The sequence below is a fragment of the Agromyces sp. NPDC056389 genome (genome assembly GCF_042262385.1).
Lineage (GTDB): Bacteria > Actinomycetota > Actinomycetes > Actinomycetales > Microbacteriaceae > Agromyces.
This window is the reverse complement of the sequence record NZ_JBHJPN010000001.1, coordinates 684,656-702,191: the sequence shown is the minus strand read 5'-3', so window position 1 is coordinate 702,191 and position 17,536 is coordinate 684,656. Positions and strand designations below refer to the sequence as shown.

The 17,536-nt window shown below is 70.5% G+C and carries 15 protein-coding genes; 10 read left to right on the top strand and 5 right to left on the bottom strand.

Annotated elements, in window-relative coordinates; translation table 11 throughout:
* The 6 genes from ACFCVM_RS03375 to mutM are packed head-to-tail and all read left to right on the top strand — an operon-like array spanning window position 1 to window position 6,157.
* Window positions 1-1,383, top strand: coding sequence for a DUF58 domain-containing protein (locus tag ACFCVM_RS03375; RefSeq protein WP_375833838.1), 1,383 nt, complete (start codon window positions 1-3; stop codon window positions 1,381-1,383).
* Window positions 1,373-3,700 (top strand): transglutaminaseTgpA domain-containing protein, encoded by a 2,328-nt coding sequence (locus tag ACFCVM_RS03370; protein ID WP_375833835.1) that lies wholly within the window; start codon window positions 1,373-1,375, stop codon window positions 3,698-3,700. The genes ACFCVM_RS03375 and ACFCVM_RS03370 overlap by 11 nt, the downstream gene beginning before the upstream one ends.
* An 11-nt stretch (window positions 3,701-3,711) precedes the next feature.
* Window positions 3,712-4,281 (top strand): DUF177 domain-containing protein, encoded by a 570-nt coding sequence (locus ACFCVM_RS03365; protein ID WP_375833832.1) that lies wholly within the window; start codon window positions 3,712-3,714, stop codon window positions 4,279-4,281.
* A gap of 2 nt (window positions 4,282-4,283) precedes the next feature.
* Window positions 4,284-4,487, top strand: coding sequence for a 50S ribosomal protein L32 (gene rpmF / locus ACFCVM_RS03360; RefSeq protein ID WP_022891802.1), 204 nt, complete (start codon window positions 4,284-4,286; stop codon window positions 4,485-4,487).
* A gap of 55 nt (window positions 4,488-4,542) precedes the next feature.
* On the top strand, window positions 4,543-5,226 hold the full coding sequence (gene rnc / locus ACFCVM_RS03355; protein WP_375836642.1) for a ribonuclease III: 684 nt from the start codon (window positions 4,543-4,545) through the stop codon (window positions 5,224-5,226).
* 1 nt (window position 5,227) lies between these two features.
* Window positions 5,228-6,157: a bifunctional DNA-formamidopyrimidine glycosylase/DNA-(apurinic or apyrimidinic site) lyase gene (gene mutM / locus ACFCVM_RS03350; protein WP_375833829.1), complete on the top strand. Its 930-nt coding sequence runs from the start codon at window positions 5,228-5,230 to the stop codon at window positions 6,155-6,157.
* 30 nt (window positions 6,158-6,187) lie between these two features.
* Here the strand turns inward: mutM and ACFCVM_RS03345 are convergent, their stop codons facing one another.
* Window positions 6,188-6,745, bottom strand: a complete 558-nt coding sequence (locus ACFCVM_RS03345; RefSeq protein WP_375833827.1) for a dihydrofolate reductase family protein — start codon at window positions 6,743-6,745, stop codon at window positions 6,188-6,190.
* 103 nt (window positions 6,746-6,848) lie between these two features.
* On the opposite strand from ACFCVM_RS03345, the gene ACFCVM_RS03340 reads away from it, so the two are divergent.
* A complete protein-coding gene (locus ACFCVM_RS03340) occupies window positions 6,849-7,487 on the top strand; it encodes a TetR/AcrR family transcriptional regulator (protein WP_375833824.1) in 639 nt (212 codons plus the stop codon).
* Here the strand turns inward: ACFCVM_RS03340 and ACFCVM_RS03335 are convergent.
* Together ACFCVM_RS03335 and ACFCVM_RS03330 are read right to left on the bottom strand one after the other, a co-directional pair.
* Window positions 7,475-8,581, bottom strand: coding sequence for a GNAT family N-acetyltransferase (locus ACFCVM_RS03335; protein WP_375833821.1), 1,107 nt, complete (start codon window positions 8,579-8,581; stop codon window positions 7,475-7,477). The two genes, ACFCVM_RS03340 and ACFCVM_RS03335, sit on opposite strands and share 13 nt — an antisense overlap.
* Window positions 8,582-8,592: 11 nt before the next feature.
* Complete coding sequence (locus tag ACFCVM_RS03330; protein WP_375833819.1) at window positions 8,593-9,663, bottom strand: GNAT family N-acetyltransferase; 1,071 nt, start codon at window positions 9,661-9,663, stop codon at window positions 8,593-8,595.
* A 171-nt stretch (window positions 9,664-9,834) separates the two neighbouring features.
* Between ACFCVM_RS03330 and smc the strand changes: the two genes are divergently transcribed.
* Window positions 9,835-13,353, top strand: a complete 3,519-nt coding sequence (gene smc, locus ACFCVM_RS03325; RefSeq protein ID WP_375833816.1) for a chromosome segregation protein SMC — start codon at window positions 9,835-9,837, stop codon at window positions 13,351-13,353.
* A gap of 39 nt (window positions 13,354-13,392) precedes the next feature.
* Here smc and ACFCVM_RS03320 read toward each other — a convergent pair whose 3' ends face one another.
* Both ACFCVM_RS03320 and ACFCVM_RS03315 read right to left on the bottom strand, forming a co-directional pair.
* Entirely contained in the window at window positions 13,393-15,057 is a 1,665-nt protein-coding gene (locus tag ACFCVM_RS03320; RefSeq protein WP_375833813.1) for an alpha-amylase family protein, read from the bottom strand.
* A complete protein-coding gene (locus ACFCVM_RS03315; protein WP_375833810.1) occupies window positions 15,054-16,022 on the bottom strand; it encodes a TIGR03885 family FMN-dependent LLM class oxidoreductase in 969 nt (322 codons plus the stop codon). Before ACFCVM_RS03315 ends, ACFCVM_RS03320 begins: the two co-directional genes overlap by 4 nt.
* Window positions 16,023-16,129: 107 nt before the next feature.
* Between ACFCVM_RS03315 and ftsY the strand changes: the two genes are divergently transcribed.
* Both ftsY and ACFCVM_RS03305 read left to right on the top strand, forming a co-directional pair.
* Window positions 16,130-17,005: a signal recognition particle-docking protein FtsY gene (gene ftsY, locus ACFCVM_RS03310; RefSeq protein ID WP_056651254.1), complete on the top strand. Its 876-nt coding sequence runs from the start codon at window positions 16,130-16,132 to the stop codon at window positions 17,003-17,005.
* 13 nt (window positions 17,006-17,018) lie between these two features.
* Window positions 17,019-17,501, top strand: a complete 483-nt coding sequence (locus ACFCVM_RS03305; RefSeq protein ID WP_375833806.1) for a DUF2004 domain-containing protein — start codon at window positions 17,019-17,021, stop codon at window positions 17,499-17,501.
* Window positions 17,502-17,536: the final 35 nt, after the last annotated feature.

Genomic DNA, 17,536 nt, shown 5'->3' with positions numbered 1-17,536 from the left:
ATGTGGCACCCCCGCTCCGCTCGAATCGCGACCTGGCCGCGACTCACTCGCCGGGGTGCCACGCTCGTCATCGTCGGGGTCCTGCTGCTCGCCGTCTCGCTCTGGTTCGATTCACGCGACGTGCTCGTGCTCGCGTTCGTCGGCATCGCCATGCCGGCCGTGGCCGCACTCTTCGTGGCGCTGCGCAAGCCGAGCCTCGCCGTCACGCGCAGGTTCGCGCCACCGGTCGTCGAGGCCGGCGGCTCGACCGGGGTGGCGCTCGTCATCAAGAACCGCTCACGCCGCACATTCGACGGGGCGCACTGGCGCGACGGCGTGCCGACGGCGCTCACGGCGGCACCCGAGGCGATCCTGCCGGCGATGGGTCCGTACGAATCGATGCTGCCCTCGGGCGACGACACGGTGCGCGTCGAGTACCGCCTCCGCATGCCGCGACGCGGCGTCTACCCGATCGGCCCGCTCCGCGTCGGCATCGCGGACCCGTTCGGCCTCGCCCGGGTCGATCGCGATGTCGGCACCGCCCACGAGGTCGTGGTCACCCCGAGGGTCACGCCGCTCGACACCGCGCTCGGATCGGCGGCGAGCGTCGACGGGGTGCTCAACGGACTGCAGCTGCGCACCCACCCGAACTCCGACGAGCTCATCGCCCGCGAGTACCGCTACGGCGACCCGCTGCGCCGGGTGAACTGGGCGGCGACCGCCCGTCGCGGCGAGCTCATGGTGCGAGAGGAGGAGCAGCGCGGCGACCCCGAGGCGCGCATCATCCTCGACACGGCGCTCGCCGGGCGGGCGAAGCAGGCAATCCATCGTCGTGACGGCGACGACGGGCCGCATTTCGGCTTCGAGCTCGGCGTCGAGGTTGCGGCGTCGATCGGCATGCACCTGCTCGAACACGGGTACCGCGTCCGCTGCGATCGCCTCGACGACCCCGAGCGGGGTCTCGCTTCAGGCGAGTCGGGCGCCGGCTACCGCATGCCCGGCGGCGATCGGCTCCTGCTCGAAGATCTCGCGCGCCTCGAGAGTCCTTCCGGTTCCGCAGGCGCTCGCACGCAGCCGACCGCCGGGGCGCATGCCGGGGGGTCGCGTGGTCGTGACGCCCGCATGCCGGGCTTCGCCGTGCTCGTCGATCCCGACGAACACGACGCCCGCTCGCTCGTCGCGCTGCGATCGAGCATCGAACCCGCCGTGGCGTTCGCCACCGAAGGGGTGTCCGGCGGCATCGTCGAGCTGCTCGAGAAGGCCGACTGGCGGGTCGTGCGGGTGCGCAGGGCCGCCGAGATGGCGGCGGCGTGGTCCGGGACGACCCGCCCGCAACCCGCGGCGCCTCGTGGTACCGGCCCGCGTCGCCCCGCTGCCGAACCCGGAGCGCACGATGCGCCCTGACCCGGTTCCCCTGTCACGTGCGCAGCGGCTCGCGCTGACCGCGGCGTCCTTCCTGTTGCTCGCGACCGCGGCGATGGCGCTCGGCCCACTCATCGCGGGCAGCGGTTGGTGGTGGCTGTGCGCGTTCATCGCGGGCGGCGTGCTGTTCGCCGGCACGGGCCTGCGCGCCCTGCGCACCCCGGCCTCCCTCGTACCCGTACTCGAGCTCGTGGTGCTCCTCGCCCTCCTGACGCTCGTGTTCGGCGGAGCCACGAGCATCGCGCTCGTCATCCCGACCCAGGGCACCTTCGAGGTCTTCGGCGACCTCATGTCGGGCGCCCAGCGCACGATCGAGCAGCAGTCGGTGCCGGCCATCCCCGTGCCTCCGCTCCTGTTCGCGCTCGCGCTCGGCATCGGGCTGCTCGCCTTCGTCGTCGACGTGCTCGTGCAGACCCTCAGGGTGCCGGCGCTCGCTGCGGTGCCCGCGCTCGTGCCCGTCGTCGTGCCGGGCTTCATCATCGAGGCGGGCGCCGAGGCCCCCGCCCTCGTGCTCACCGCCGCGGCCTACCTGCTCCTGCTCAGGATCGACGTCCGGGTACGGCGACGTGCGCGCCTCGCGGCCGGCGCGGAGGGCGACGACGCTGCGACGATCGTGCCGCCGAACCGGGTGCCCATCGTCTCGACCCTGGGCGCATCGCTCGGCCTCGCCGCGGTCGGCCTCCTCACCGCGTCGATCCTGGCCGCATCGACACCGAGCATCTCATCGAGCCTGCTGCTCGGGTCGCCGAGCCAGGGCACGCTGTTCGGGCGCGGCATCAGCCCGTTCATCGACCTCGGACGCGACCTCCGGCGGCCCGAGGCGCGACCTGCGTTCCACTACTTCGCGCGCGACGCCGACCGCCCGTACTTCACGCTGCTCACGCTCGACGAGTTCGAGGGCGAGGTCTGGGGGGCCAGCGACGCGGCCGTCGACGGCGACAACACGGTCGACGCGATGCCGAGGCCCGAGGGGCTCTCCGACGAGGTCGAGACCGCGGAGCATCCCATCGAGGTGATCATCGACGAGGTGCGCACGACGTGGCTCCCCGTTCCGTATCCGACGGCGCGCGTCGAGGGGCTGAGCGGTTCCTGGTTCTGGGACGAGGGCTCGCTCTCGGTGCGCAGCGTCGACACGAACACGGGTGGGCAGCGCTACCGGGCCACACGACTCGAGGTGGATCCCACGGTCGCGCAACTGCGCGACGCGAGCACCGAGGTGCCCGCCGAGCTCGAGGGCAATCTCGCGTTGCCCGAAGAGATGCCGCCGATCATCGCCGAGACGGCCGCAGCGGTGACCGCCGGTACCGCCTCCCGCTACGACGCAGCCGTGGCGATCCAGTCCTTCCTCCGTTCCTCCCAGTTCGACTACTCGACCGAGGCTCCGGTCGCCGAGGGCTACGATGGCGGCGGCTTCGACGTGATCGCGCAGTTCCTCGAGAGCAAGTCGGGCTACTGCGTGCACTTCGCGTCGACGATGGCGGTGCTCGCACGCGAGATCGGCATCCCCTCGCGCATCTCGCTCGGGTACACGCAGGGATCGCCGACGCAGGAGCGCGTCGACGGCGTGCAGCGGGTCGAAGTCGACTCGCACGACCTCCACTCGTGGCCCGAGCTCTACTTCGAGGGCGTCGGGTGGGTGCCGTTCGAACCGACGCCGGGTCGCGGAACGGTGCCCGACTATTCGCGGCCGGGGGCGGGCGACGGCACCGGCGCCGCGGCACCGAGCACGGCGCCCGTCACCCCGGGTGAGAGCGGCCGCCCCGAACTCGACCCCGACCGTGGGCTCGCCGGGCAGGCCGGCGGTGCCGCGGCGGCCGACGCGTGGTGGCAGCGCGGACTGCCGGTGGCGCTCATCGCGCTGTTCGTGCTGCTCCTGCCGGCGATGCTGCGCCTCGGCCAGCGCTGGACGCGCCGCCGCCGCGTGGCGAAGGGCGAGCGGCCGGCGGATGCCGCGTGGGACGAGGTCATCGCGACGGCACGCGATCTCGGGGCCGGCGGCGACGACGCGGAGACGGCCCGTGCGTTCGCAGCCGCGGTCGCCGATCGTGCGGCGTTCAGCGCGGGCGAGGCCAGGGTCGCCCTGTTCGAACTCCGCGACGCCGTCGAACGCGAACGATACGGTCCCGATGGCTCCTCGCCGTCGTCGGCGACCGATCTGCTCCGGGATGTCGCGAACGTGCGGGGGGCGCTGCTCTCCGATGCCACGCCGGCGGTGCGCGCGCGGGCGATGCTGGCCCCGCGATCGCTCTTCGACGCCGCACGCCGGGCGTTCGGCGAACGCCCATCCCTCGGCGCGTAGACTCGTCGATCGTGGCCATCAAGTATTCGCCGTTCCGCGTGAACGTCCGCGACCTCGTCAACCGTCCCGGTGAGATGCGCGAGCACCCCTTCTCCGTCGCCGCCGGCGACCAGATGGGCGAGGGGCTCGTCGCCGTCCGGGCCGGGTCCGAGCTCGATATCGACGTCCGTCTCGAGTCGGTGCACGAGGGCATCCTCGTCACCGCAGAGGTCGACGCAGTGGCCGAAGGGGAGTGCGGGCGATGCCTGATCGACATCGCGCTGCCCGTCCAAGTCGAGTTCCAAGAACTCTTCGGGTATCATTCTGGGGAAGCCATCGAGTATGAGGTTCAAGACGACCACGTGGATCTTGAACCACTCATCCGAGATGCGGTAGTGCTGGCACTGCCGTTCCAGCCGGTGTGCCGACCGGATTGCCCGGGACTCGACCTCGAGACCGGGCTCCGACTGGCCGATCATCCGGAACTCGTTACCCCTGAGCACAGCGATCCACGATGGTCCGCGCTCGCAGGGTTCCAGGCTTCCGAAGACAGCGGCCCGGATGACGCATCCGGCGCCGACCAGCAGAGAGAAGAGAGATAGTCATGGCTGTTCCGAAGCGGAAGAAGTCACGCGCCCGAACCCACATGCGCCGCGCGCAGTGGAAGGCCGAGGTCCCCACCCTGGTCAAGACGGTCGAGAACGGCAAGGTCACCTACAGCCTTCCTCACCGTGCCAAGGTCGTCGAGGACTCGGCGGGCACCCCGCTCTTCCTCGAGTACAAGGGCCGCAAGGTCGCCGACGTCTAGTCGGCCCCAGATACCCGAACGACCGGTCGTGACGCGAACGGAGCTCAACGGGGCAGTGGATCACGCGATCGAGGAACTGCAGCAACGCCTGCAGATCTCGATCGATCCCGCCCTGCTCCAGCTCGCGCTCACGCACCGGTCGTTCGCGTACGAGAACGGCGGCATCCCGACCAACGAACGCCTCGAGTTCCTCGGCGATTCGATTCTCGGGCAGGCCGTGACGGTCAAGCTGTTCCGCGACCACCCCGACCTCGACGAAGGGGAGCTCGCGAAGCGGCGGGCGAGCCTCGTGTCGAGTGTGGCGCTGGCCGAGGTCGGTCGTGCGATCGGCGTCGGCCGATTCATCCGGCTCGGCAGGGGCGAGACCATGACCGGCGGCGCAGACAAGCCGTCGATCCTCGCCGACACGGTCGAGGCGATCATCGGAGCCGTGTACCTCGACGCCGGCGGCGACACCGCCACTGAGCTCGTGCTGCGTCTCGTCGCGCCGCTCATGAAGGACCCTGCGCGCTTCGGCGCCGCCATGGACCCGAAGACGAGCCTGCAGGAGATCGCGGCACGTCGCGGAGCCACGGCGCCGGTCTACACCGTCGCGGAGAGCGGACCCGACCACAACAAGCACTTCGTCGCCACGGTCACCGTCGGCGACCTCGTCGAGGCGTCGGGCGAGGGGTCGAGCAAGAAGCAGGCCGAGATGGCCGCTGCGCTCGAGGCCTGGACCCTGCTGAACCCAGCCTGACGTGCCGGAGCTGCCCGAGGTCGAGGTGGTACGGGCCGGACTCGCACCAGCCGTCACCGGCGCCGTCGTGGCGGCGGTCGAGGTGCTCGAGCCGCGTTCGCTGAAACGGCATGACGCGGCATCCGGTGATTTCGAGACGCTGCTGACGGGCGCCCGCATCGAGGCGGCCGTGCGCCGTGGCAAGTTCCTCTGGCTGCCGCTCTCGGCTGATGAACGGTGGGTCGGCGGTGGCCGGGCGGTCGTCGGCCATCTCGGAATGAGCGGGCAGATGCTGCTGCGCACGCCCGACCATCCCGGCGACGACGCGCATGCCCGCGTGCGGCTGCACCTCGAGCATCCCGAGCACGGGGAGCTCCGCGTCGACTTCGTCGACCAGCGCATCTTCGGTTCCCTCGCGATCGATCGCCTGGTGCCGACGTCCGACGGCGAGATCGGCGGCTTCTCCGACGGCGTCACGGGGGAGTGGGCGCGGCAGGTTCCCGCCCAGGTCGCCCACATCGCGCGCGACCCGCTCGACCCCGCGTTCTCCGATCGAGCATTCCTCGCGGCGCTCGCGAAGCGCGGCACGGCGATCAAGCGCGTGCTGCTCGATCAGGGGGTCGTCAGCGGCATCGGCAACATCTACGCCGACGAGTCGCTTTGGGCCGTGCGGCTGCACGGCGAGCAGCCGGCGTCGTCGCTCTCGAGCCGGCGCGCTCGCGAGCTCCTCGGCTCCGTGCGCGAAGTGCTCGGCAAGGCGCTCGCCGAGGGCGGCACGAGCTTCGATGCCCAGTACGTGAACGTCAACGGGGCATCCGGGTACTTCGAGCACTCGCTGAACGCCTACGGGCGCGCAGGCAAGCCCTGCCCGCGCTGCGGCACACCGATGGTGCGCGAGCAGTTCATGAACCGCGGTTCGCACTTCTGCCCCAGGTGCCAGCGGTTGCGGTGATGCCGTGAGGGCCGCCGCGCAACCCGAACGTCACCGGGTGCGGTAGCCCGCATAGATCAGTCCGTTGTCGAAGGCTCGTTGCGCGAACAGCTCGAGATCCAGACGCACGCCGTCGGGGAAGAACCGGGTGCCGCCACCGACCACGCTCGAGGTGATGAAGAGGTGGTACTCGTCCACGAGTCCGGCCGCGATCGCCTGGGCTGCGAGATTCGGCCCGTCGACGCTGAGGTCGTGGTCGGATTCCGCCTTCAGCCTGCGGACGGCATCGGGGTCGAACGTGCGCTCGATTCTGGTCTTCGCGCTCGACACCGTCTCGAGCGTCGTGGAGTACACGATCTTCTCCGCCGCCTTCCATTCGTCGGCGTACTGCACGATGTACGGCGGCACGTCGGCCCGGGCATCGACGGTCTCCCAGAAGACCATCGTCTCGTACATGCGCCTGCCGTAGAGGAAGGTGCCGACGTTGCGAAAGGCGTCGCCGATGAACGTGTGCACCTCTTCGTCTTCGGCTCCGTTGCCGAGGTCGCCCTCGGCCGCCTTGGCGTACCCGTCGAGCGAGGTGATCATCGAATAGATGAGCTTGCCCATTTCAGCTCCTTTGCTTGAGGTGAGTCACTTGGCTCACCACTGGCGAAGTTACCAACCACCGAGTCATGAGTCAAGCGACTCGCCTCTCTGGCATACTGGATCCATGCCCCGCGAACTCTCCGCGTATCACCGCCGGATCGCCGCCACGAACCGCGCGGCCATCATCGACGCGGCCACCGCCCTGTTCCTCGAGAACGGCTACGACCGCACCTCGCTCACGCGCGTGGCCGAGCGCGCGGGGGTCTCCAAGGCGACCCTGTTCAAGCAGTTCCCGACGAAGGCAGAGCTCTTCGAGGCGATGGTCCTCGAGGCCGGCGGAGCACCGGCCGGAGCCGTCGTCGACCCGCCGACCGGCGATCTCGGCGCGGGTCTGACCGCCCTGGGCTCCGCATACGTGGAACTGCTGAACCGCCCCCGCATGGAGCAGTTGATCCGCACCCTGATCGGCGAGTCGCACCGATTCCCCGAGTTGCGGGAGCGCACCTTCGACTTCGGCACGCTGCCCGTGTTCGCGGCGCTGGGACGATACCTCCGGGCCGAGGACGCCGCCGGATCGGCGCGCATCGACGATCCGGATGCCGCGGCAGCGCAGTTCCTCGGCATGATCTCCACCGTCGTCTTCTGGCCACGCCTCATCCACGGCGGTTGGTCGCTCAACGATCACGAGACGCGGAACGTGGTCGACGAAGCCGTGCAGACGATCGTGGCGCGGTACGGTGCCGCTCGGGTTCAGCCCGTCTGACGGCCCGGCCGTGGAAGCCCGCGCTGCCAGACGGCCTCGAGGCCGCAGCGGCGGAATCCCAGCGCGATGTTGATCGCAAGCATGTGCTCGTTCTCGTCGGCGTTCCAGGTGTAGACGACGGTGCGCGCGGGCGCGGTCTCGGCCAGCCGCACCAGATTCGCGAGCTTCACGAGCATGCCGAGCCCGTTGCCGCGGTGGGCGCCGACGACGAGCGTGTCGGACTGGTACGCGACCTCGCGTCCGCGGGGGAGTTCGAGTTCCGTGTATCCGGCGATCGTGCCGGTGCCGGTCACAGCGGCGGCCACGAGCAGACTCGCGTCGCCCTCGAGCGACTCGGATTCGTGCTCGCGCACTCGGGCGGCATCCCAGCGCTCCTCGTCGATCGTGACGCCGCCCGCCGGAACGTCGAGCACCATGCGCTCGCGTGCCGCCGCATAGGCGTCGACGAGGCGACCCGGAGCGCGATCGGTCCAGCATTCGATTCGATAGCCGCCGGCGTTCGCACGTGCCGTCCGTGCCGTGAGCTCTCGGCGGAAGCGGCCGACACGGCCGGCCAGGTCGAGGGTGCTCACGCGTTCGAGCTGAGCGAGCGCGTAGCCGTGCACCGAGGCGAAGCCGGCGGCGGCGACGGATGCCGGGAGCCCAGCATCGCCGTCGGGTGCGTGCAGCGTCGGCGCATCGTCGTCGCCCTCGGCGTCGGGGTGGTCGGAGTACCCGACGACGGTTCCGCGACGGAGGTCGCGAGCCGCGTTCTCCGTCGCCGTGAGCAGCGCCGACCCGATGCCCCGCCTGCGGTGCCGCGGGAGCACGCCGAGGGTGAACTCGACCGTGACGGCCTCCGGGTCCCGCTCCCAACCGAGCCCCGCCCTCCCGACCATCGTGTCGCCGTCCCATGCGCCGAAGAGCGCGTGCCCGCGGTGGGTGTCGTTGCGGTGCCGCCCGAGCATCTCCGCCGCGCTCTCCGCGAAGTGGTCGTGGCCCCAGTTCGCCCGCTCGAGCTCGAAGCCGAGTGCCGCGCAGGCCTCGAATTCCGCCGCCTCGGGCGTGCCGAGCGTGGACGGCACGCGTACGCGACGGATCTCCACGGCGGTCATGCCTCCTCCTGTCAGCCCTTCGCCCACGACGAATCCATCGCGACGACCTCGAAACCGAGGGCGACGTTGATTGCGAGCATGTGCGCGTTCTCATCGGCATTCCACGTGATGACGCGTTCGCGATCGGGGGCGGTGCGACCGAGTTCGACCAGATTCGCGAGCTTCATGCGCATGCCGAGGCCGTGGCCGCGGTGGTCGGCGAGCACGAGCGTGTCGTCCTGGAAGGCGACCCGCTTGCGCGGTGCGAGGGCGAACTGGGTGTACCCGGCCACCGCGTCGTCGTCGGCGATCGCGGCCGTGATGATCGTGCTGCGGCCGGCATCGAGCGCGTCCTGATCCTCCGATCGGATCCGGTCGGCGTCCCAGGCCTCCTGCTCGTAGATCCCGGCGCTCGGCGCGTCAACTGACATCCGCTCGCGTGCATGCGCCATGGCTTCCACCAGGTCTTCGGGCGTTCGGTCGTGCCACGTCACGAGCCGGTAGCCGGGCGAAGCCGATTCCTGGCGCGCGAGGCGCTCGCGGAACTCGCCAGCCCTGCCCGTCACGGCCATCGCACTCATCCGGTCGAGTTGGCCGAGCGCGTACCCGTGGGCGAGCGCGAAGCGGGCGGCCGGCTCATCGGCGGGGATGCTCGCATCGCCCTGCGGAGCGCCGAGCCGTTCGACCCCGGATTCGCCATCGTCGATGCGGTGGTCGGCACGAAGCACGAGCGCCGGCCTGCCTGCGTCGCGTGCGGTGCGCTCGATCTCTGCGAGCAGACGACTGCCGATGCCTCGACGCCGCAACTCGGGTGCGACCCCGAAGACGGTCGAGAAGGCGGTGGTCGCGTCGGGGTCGAGCTCCCAGGTCACGTTCGCGACGCCGATCAACCGGTCGTCGTCCCACGCGCCGAACGCGCGTCGCCGGACGTACCGCTCATCGCGGTAGAACACGAGCAGCTCGTCGGCACCGAAGCTGAGCTCGTCGGTGCCGTGCACTTCGATCACCAACGCCTCGGCGAACGCGGCGAACGCCTCGAAGTCGGCGGCACCGGTGTTTCCGAGTGAGGCGGGCACCGGGATCCGGCGGATGTCGACGCTCATCTGGTGACTGCACTCTCCGGCCCGTGTCAGCGCGGGCAGCCGATCAGGATATCGGCAGCGTCTCCCGGCGACAAGATCGGATCGCACGTCGGGCGGCGCGCGTGCGCGGCGGGGGCTCGATCCTCGGATACCGTAGACCCCAGCGTTCTCGCGACCAGGAGAGGGTGGGACGTGTACCTGAAGAGCCTGACGCTCAAGGGCTTCAAGTCCTTCGCACAGCCGACGACGTTCGCGTTCGAACCGGGCGTCACCTGCATCGTCGGGCCGAACGGTTCCGGCAAGTCCAACGTCGTCGACGCCCTCGCCTGGGTGATGGGCGAGCAGGGTGCGAAGACCCTCCGCGGCGGCAAGATGGAGGACGTCATCTTCGCGGGCACCTCGACCCGCGGCCCGCTCGGGCGTGCCGAGGTGAGCCTGACGATCGACAACAGCGACGGCGCGCTGCCGATCGAGTACACCGAGGTGACGATCTCGCGCACGCTGTTCCGAAACGGTACGAGCGAGTACGCGATCAACGGCGACAACTGCCGCCTGCTCGACGTGCAGGAGCTGCTGAGCGATTCCGGCCTCGGCCGCGAGATGCACGTCATCGTCGGCCAGGGGCAGCTCGACCAGGTGCTGCGGGCGACCCCCGAAGACCGCCGCGGCTTCATCGAGGAGGCCGCAGGCATCCTGAAGCACCGTCGCCGCAAGGAGAAGACGCTTCGCAAGCTCGACGCCATGCAGGCGAACCTGACCCGTCTCTCCGATCTCGCGGGCGAGATCCGGCGCCAGCTGAAGCCGCTGGGCCGACAGGCCGAGGTCGCCAGAGAAGCGGCGACGATCGCCGCGGTCGTGCGCGACGCCAAGGCGCGGCTGCTCGCCGACGAGGTCGTCGGCCTCCGCCGCGCCCTCGACGAACACGGCAAGAGCGAGCACGAGCGCCACGCCGAGCGACTCGTGCTGCAAGACCAGCTGGAGCAGCACCAGGCCAAGGTCACCCGGCTCGAGCAGGCGCAGATCGGCGATGCCGTCGACCGTGCGCGATCGACGACCTTCGCGCTCGAGCAGGCGCAGGGGAGCCTCCGCTCGCTCGATTCGCTCGCCCGGCAGCGCATCGCACTGCTCGGCAGCGCAGCAGAGCAGACGGATGTCTCGCCGAGCGTGACCCGCGCGATGATCGACGAGGCCGTGGCGGAGCTCGCCGGCATCCGCGACGGCGTCGGCACCGCGGCATCCGCTCTCGACGATGCGCACGAGGCGACCATGCGCCGCCGCGGTGAGCTCGACACCGTCGACGAGGGCATCGCCCGGCAGAGCGCGCTCGTCTCCGCATACGACCTCGAACTCTCCAAGCTCACCGGCCAGGCCGACACGGCGGCGTCGAAGCTCGCCGCCGTGCGCGGTGAGGTGCTGCGCCACGAGAACGCCCTCGCGGCCTCGGCCGAGCGTCGCGCCTCGGCGGCCACCGCGCTCGTCGCGGCCGAGGCCGAGGCCGACAACGGCGAGACCGCGGAGACCGACCTCGACGAGGCGTACGAGCTCGCCCAGGCGGCCGTCTTCGAGGCCGAGGCCGAGATCGAGCGCATCCGCGAGGCGCTGCACGGTCGCGAGCGCGAACACGGCGCCCTCGGCGCCCGTACCCAGGCGCTCTCGCTCGCCCTCGACCAGAAGGACGGCTCGGCGGCGCTCGTCACGGCCGGCGTCAGCGGGGTGCGCGGCCTCCTCGCCGAGGCGCTGCAGGTCGAGCCCGGCTACGAACCCGCCATCGCCGCAGCACTCGGCTCCCTGAGCGACGCAGTGCTCGTCGACGATCGGGCTGCTGCCTACCGCGCCCTCGAGCACGCCGAGCGGGGCGAACTCGGTCGCGTCGCCCTGGCGCTCGCCGACGCCGGCACCGAGCCGACGGCGGCCGCACCGGTCGCGGGGCTCATCGCGGCATCCGAGGTCGTCAGCGCGCCCGCCGGCGTGCTCGGCCTCCTCGCCGAGGTGCTCATCGCCGACGATCTCGCCGCAGCGCGCGAGGCCGAAGCTGCACTCGCGAGGCGCGCGAGCCCGGCGACGGTCATCACGAAGGACGGCACGGTCGTCGGCCGCTACGTGCTGCGCGGCGGCTCGGGCCGCAAGCAGAGCCGCATCGAGCTCATCGCCGAACGCGATCGCGCCGCCGCCCGCCTCGAGGAGGTGCGCGCCGAGATCGAGCGCGCCCGCTTCGAGCTCACCGAGCAGCGCCAGATCGTCGAGCAGTCGAAGGAGCAGTCGAAGCGAGCCCTCGCGGCGCTCCGCGAATTCGACGCGCAGCTCGCCCAGCGCACCGAACGGCTGAACCGCGCACGCGTGCAGGCCGAGGCCGCCGATGCCGACTCCGAACGCCTGCGGCAGGCTGCGGCGCTCGCCGAGGAGCGCGTCGCCGAGGCCGAACAGCTCGGGGCCGAAGCCAAGGCCGCGCTCGAGGCCGCCCGTGCCGAACCGCGACCGGTGCTCGAGACGGCCGCCCGCGACGGTGCGCTCGCCGCGCTCGAGGCGGCCCGCGAGGCCGAGGTCGAGGCGAAGCTGCGACTCGAGACGGCGAAGGAGCGAGTGCGCGCCGAAGAGGCCCGCATCCGCGCCATGGAGGCCCAGTTCGAGGCGGAACGGCAGGCAGCAGCGGATGCCGCGCGCCGCGCCGTGATCCGTCGGGCGCAGCTCGAGGCGGCCACGCGAGTCGCCGACGTGCTGCCCGAGGCGCTCGCCTCCGTCGATGCATCCGTCGCCGAAGCGCGCGTGGCGCTCGGCCGTGCCGAGGCCGAACGCGCGAGTCGCAACGAGGAGCTGCAGGCGGTGCGCCGTGAAGAGGCCGCCGTGCGGGAGCGACTGCAGTCGGTGACCGAAGACGTGCACGGCCTCGAGCTGCGCATCTACGAGAAGAAGCTCCACGTCGCAGGCCTCGTCGAGCGCGCCGAGTCGGAGCTCGGGCTCACCGAGGACGTGCTGGTCGACGAGTACGGGCCCGAGCAGCTCATCCCGGCCGAGGAGGAGGATGGCGAGCCCCGCCCGTTCCGCCGCGAGGAGCAGCAGCGCCGCCTCGCGCAGGCCGAGCGCAAGTTCACCCAGCTCGGCCGCGTCAACCCGCTCGCCCTCGAGGAGTTCGCGGCGCTCGAGCAGCGCCACCTCTTCCTCACCGAGCAGCTCACCGATCTCGCCAACACCCGCAAGGACCTCCTGACGATCATCGAGGAGATCGACGGCAAGATGGAGTCGATCTTCCGCAGTGCCTTCGACGACACCCAGGCGGCGTTCGCCGAGGTCTTCCCCGTGCTCTTCCCGGGCGGCGTCGGCAGCATCACCCTCACCGACCCCGAGAACATGCTCACGACGGGCATCGAGGTGAGCGTCAAGCCCGCGGGCAAGAAGATCGAGCGCCTCTCGCTGCTCTCGGGCGGTGAGCGCTCGCTCGCCGCGGTGGCGTTGCTCATCGCGATCTTCAAGGCCCGCCCCAGCCCGTTCTACATCATGGACGAGGTGGAGGCGGCGCTCGACGATGCGAACCTCGGACGTCTACTCACGACCATGGAGTCCCTGCGCGACGACTCCCAGCTCATCGTGATCACGCACCAGAAGCGAACGATGGAGATCGCCGACGCGCTCTACGGCGTCTCGATGCGGCAGGACGGGGTGTCCGCCGTCGTCGGACAGCGGGTCCGCGACGAGCGCGAGGCGAAGGCGAGCTGACGAAGGCCGCGCCATCCGCTCCGCGACGGCGTCGCGAGCTCAGGTGAGCCTGCGGTCGTCGGGGTCGACGACCCGGAACCAGCGGTAGCCGTAGGCGTCGAGGTGCACGTCGATTCGCCCGCGCTCGTCGAGCTCGAAGGTGTCGACCGCGAACAGGTCGGAGAGCACGGAATCGGGCGGCACCGGTCCCAGCTCGAGCGACACGACCGTCGGGGTCGGCGCGAAGTTGTGCACGGCGATGAACCGTCCGACATCCGCGGTGATGCGATGCGCGAGCACCGCGTCCTGCCCGCTCGGCAGTACCTCGTGGCGGCCCCAGCCGATCTCGGGGGAGCTGCGATAGCGCACCGCGAAGCTCCGGATGATGCTGAGCAGTGAATCGGCGTCGTGCATCTGCGACTCGACGTTCACATGTTCGGGTGCGTAGCCATCCGTCGGCGGCGTCGCAGGGAGTCGGCGCGGCGCTGCCCTCGAGAAGCCGCCGTTCCTGCCGGCGGTCCACTGCATCGGCGTGCGCACGGTCATGCGGCCGCCCTCGTCGCGGTTCTCGCCCATGCCGATCTCCTCGCCGTAGAACAGCACGGGCGTGCCCGGCAGCGAGAAGAGCAGGCTGTAGACCATGCGGATGCGCCGCGGGTCGCCGTCGAGCATCGGCGGCAGCCGGCGGGCGATGCCCCGGTCGTAGACGCGCATCCACTCCTCGGGCGCGAACGCCTCGAATACCTCCTGACGCTCCGCCTCGCTCAGCTTGTCGAGGGTGAGCTCGTCGTGGTTGCGCACGAAGTTGGCCCATTGCGCCTCGGGCTCGAGCGCGGGGCGCTTCGCGAGCGACTCCGCGAGCGGGCGTGCATCCTCCCGTGCCAGTGAGAGGTAGAGCGCCTGCATGCCGAGGAAGTCGAACTGCATCGTGAGCTCGGGCGGGTCGCCTGCACGACCGAAGAACTCGAGCTGCTGCTCGTACGGCAGGTTGACCTCGCCGAGGAGGACGGCCTCGCTCGAACGGCGCTGCAGGAAGCGGCGGATGTCGCGGAGGAACTCATGGGGATCGCCGATGTCGACCCCCTCGGGCGGTTCGATCAGGAACGGCACCGCATCGACCCGGAACCCCGAGATCCCGAGCTCGAGCCAGTATCCGAGGGTCTTCGCGATCTCGTCGCGAACCGCGCTGTTGGCGATGTTCAGGTCGGGCTGATGCCGGTAGAAGCTGTGCAGGTAGTACTGGCCGCTGCGCTCGTCGAGCTCCCAGACGCTGTCCTCCTCGCCCGGGAACACCGTCGCGGCCTGCTTCGCCGGAGGCTCGTCACGCCACACGTAGTAGTCGCGGTAGGGCGAGTTGCGGCTGCGTCGTGCCGCCGTGAACCACGGATGCCGGTCGGAGGTGTGGTTCATGACGAAGTCGATGATGACGCGCATGCCCCGGTCGCGAGCGGTGCGGGTGAACTCGCCGACGTCTCCGAGCGAGCCCAGTCGGGGATCGACGCCCGTGAAGTCGGTGATGTCGTACCCGTCGTCGCGGTCGGGACTCGGCTGGAAGGGCATGAGCCAGATGCACGTGACCCCGAGCTCGGCCAAGTGGTCGAGCCGGTGCGCGAGACCCTCGAAGTCGCCGAAGCCGTCGTCGTTCCAGTCCATGTAGGTCTCGACGTCGAGGCAGTAGACGACCGCGGTCTTCCACCACAGGTCGCTTCGGTCGGTGATCCTCATCGGTCGACCTCCGTGAGCGCCGGCAGCACGTGCTCGCCGAACGCGTCGATGAATGCGGCCTGCTCGGTGCCGACGTGGTGCAGGAAGATGCGATCGACCCCGAGCTCGGCGATGGCCGTCAGGTGCTCGAGGTGCCGGCCGGGATCGGCAAAGACCGGCAGGGTCTCTGCGACCTGCTCGGCCGAGACTCCCGAGGTGCGCTCGTCGAAGTCCTCCGGCGTCTCGAGCTCCCAGGCCAGGTGCGCCGGAACCAGGCTCTGGCGCCATTGGTCGTGCGCGATCGAGCGCGCCTCCTCGTCGGTCGGTGCCCAGCTCAGGTGGACCTGAACCGAGACGGGCCCTCGCCCGCCGGCATCCCGATAGGCGTCGATGAAGGCCCGGAGTTCGTCGGGCGACTGGTCGACCGTGATGACGCCGTCGGCCCAAGCGGCGGCCTCGCGCGCCGTCTCGGTGCTCACCGCCGCTGCGAACAGTGGGGCAGGCGACTCGGGCAGGCTCCAGATGCGCGCGCGGTCGACCCGGATGCGGCCGGCAGCGGAGACCTGTTCACCCGCGAGCAGGCGACGCATGACGTCGACGGTCTCGCCGAGGCGCGCGTCGCGCTCGTCCTTGTCGGGCCAGGGGTCGCCCGTGATGTGCTCGTTGATCGCTTCGCCGCTGCCGATCGCTGCCCAGAATCGCCCGGGGTACATCTCGGCGAGGGTCGCGATCCGCTGCGCGGCGACCGCCGGGTGGTAGCGCTGACCCGGTGCCGTGACGACGCCGAGCGAGAACCGGGTGGCCTCGAGCGCGGCGGCGAGCCAGCTCCACGCGTATCCGGAGTGTCCTTGGCGGACGCTCCATGGTTCGAAGTGGTCGCTGCACATCGCGGCGTCGAAGCCCGCCTGCTCGGCGCGCCGGACCGCCTCGAGCAGGCGGCTCGGCGGGAGTTGTTCGTGCGAGGCGTGGAATCCCACGATGGTCATCCGCACTCCTTCCGTTCCTCCGAGGCTCCCGTTCCCGAGCATGACCGGCAACCCCTTGCGGGGCCCGACTGGATCGGTGTAGCCGGCTCGCGCTCTAGGCTGGAGACATGGCAGAACGTGCATCCTGGTCGCTCGGCGCGGCACTCCGCGGGGTCTTCGGCGCGAAGACGATCGACGAGGACACGTGGGACGACCTCGAGTCCGCACTCATCCGGGCCGATTTCGGCCCATCGGTCACCGAGGAGATCGTCGCGCAGATCCGCGCGCAGGTCGAGCGGTTCAAGACCACCGATCCCAAAGACGTGCAGCGGATGCTCCGCGAGATCGTCGAGGAGCGGCTCGCGAAGTACGACCCCACGCTGAAGCTCACCGAGCGGCCAGCGGTCGTGCTCGTCGTCGGCGTCAACGGCGTCGGCAAGACGACCACGATCGGCAAGTTCGCGCGGTTCCTCCGTACCTTCGACCGCACCGTCGTCGTCGGCGCGGCCGACACCTTCCGTGCGGCGGCGGTCGACCAGCTCGCGACGTGGGCCGAGCGCGCCGGCGTCGGCATCGTGCGCCCAGAGCGCGAGGGCCAGGACCCGGCGTCCGTCGCCTTCCAGACCGTCGAGCAGGCCAAGCGCGACGGCACAGAGATCGTCATCATCGACACGGCAGGCCGCCTGCACACCAAGGGCGGGCTCATGGACGAGCTCGGCAAGATCAAGCGCGTCGTCGAGAAGCAGGCTCCGATCAGCGAGGTGCTGCTCGTGCTCGACGCGACCACTGGGCAGAACGGCCTCGCGCAGGCCGAGGCCTTCATCGAGCACGGCGGGGTCACCGGCCTCGTGCTCACGAAGCTCGACGGCAGCGCGAAGGGCGGCTTCGTGCTCGCGGTGCAGGAGAAGACCGGCCTGCCCATCAAACTCATCGGACAGGGCGAGGGCATCGGCGACCTCACGGGATTCACGCCGCACGTCTTCGCACAGAAGCTCGTCGGCTGAGAAGGAGAACGACATGGCCATCGAACACGACTACTTCGGACTCATCGGCGACTACTGGGCCGAGCGCAAGGAGTACGGCGATCAAGACGTCGAGGTCGTGCTCGACGCCGACTCCGACGACGTCTCGAGTGCGTCACTCGACGCAGCGGCGACGATGGTCGGCGAGCTCGAGCTCATCGACGACGAACTGCGCGGCGTCTTCGTCGGCCAGCTCGACTCGGGTTCGAGCCCCGTCTCGCTGTTCCTCCGTTCGGTGCTGGGCGGCGACGACGCGGATGTCGCGGGCGACGCGATCACCCGCGACTCGGGTGACCGCGACATCGATGCGCTCTGCTCGCTGAGCCTCGTGCGCGTCGACCTCCGGCCCGACGCCGACGGCGACGGCGAGACCTTCGCGGAGTTCGAGTTCGGGCTCGCGCCCGAAGACATCGACTCGCGCCTCGTGGCGTCGATCGACATCCACCGCAACATGGTCGACCTCCGCTTCGACGCGTGAGCACGGCTGTCCCCGCCGCCGATTCCGCCGAGAAG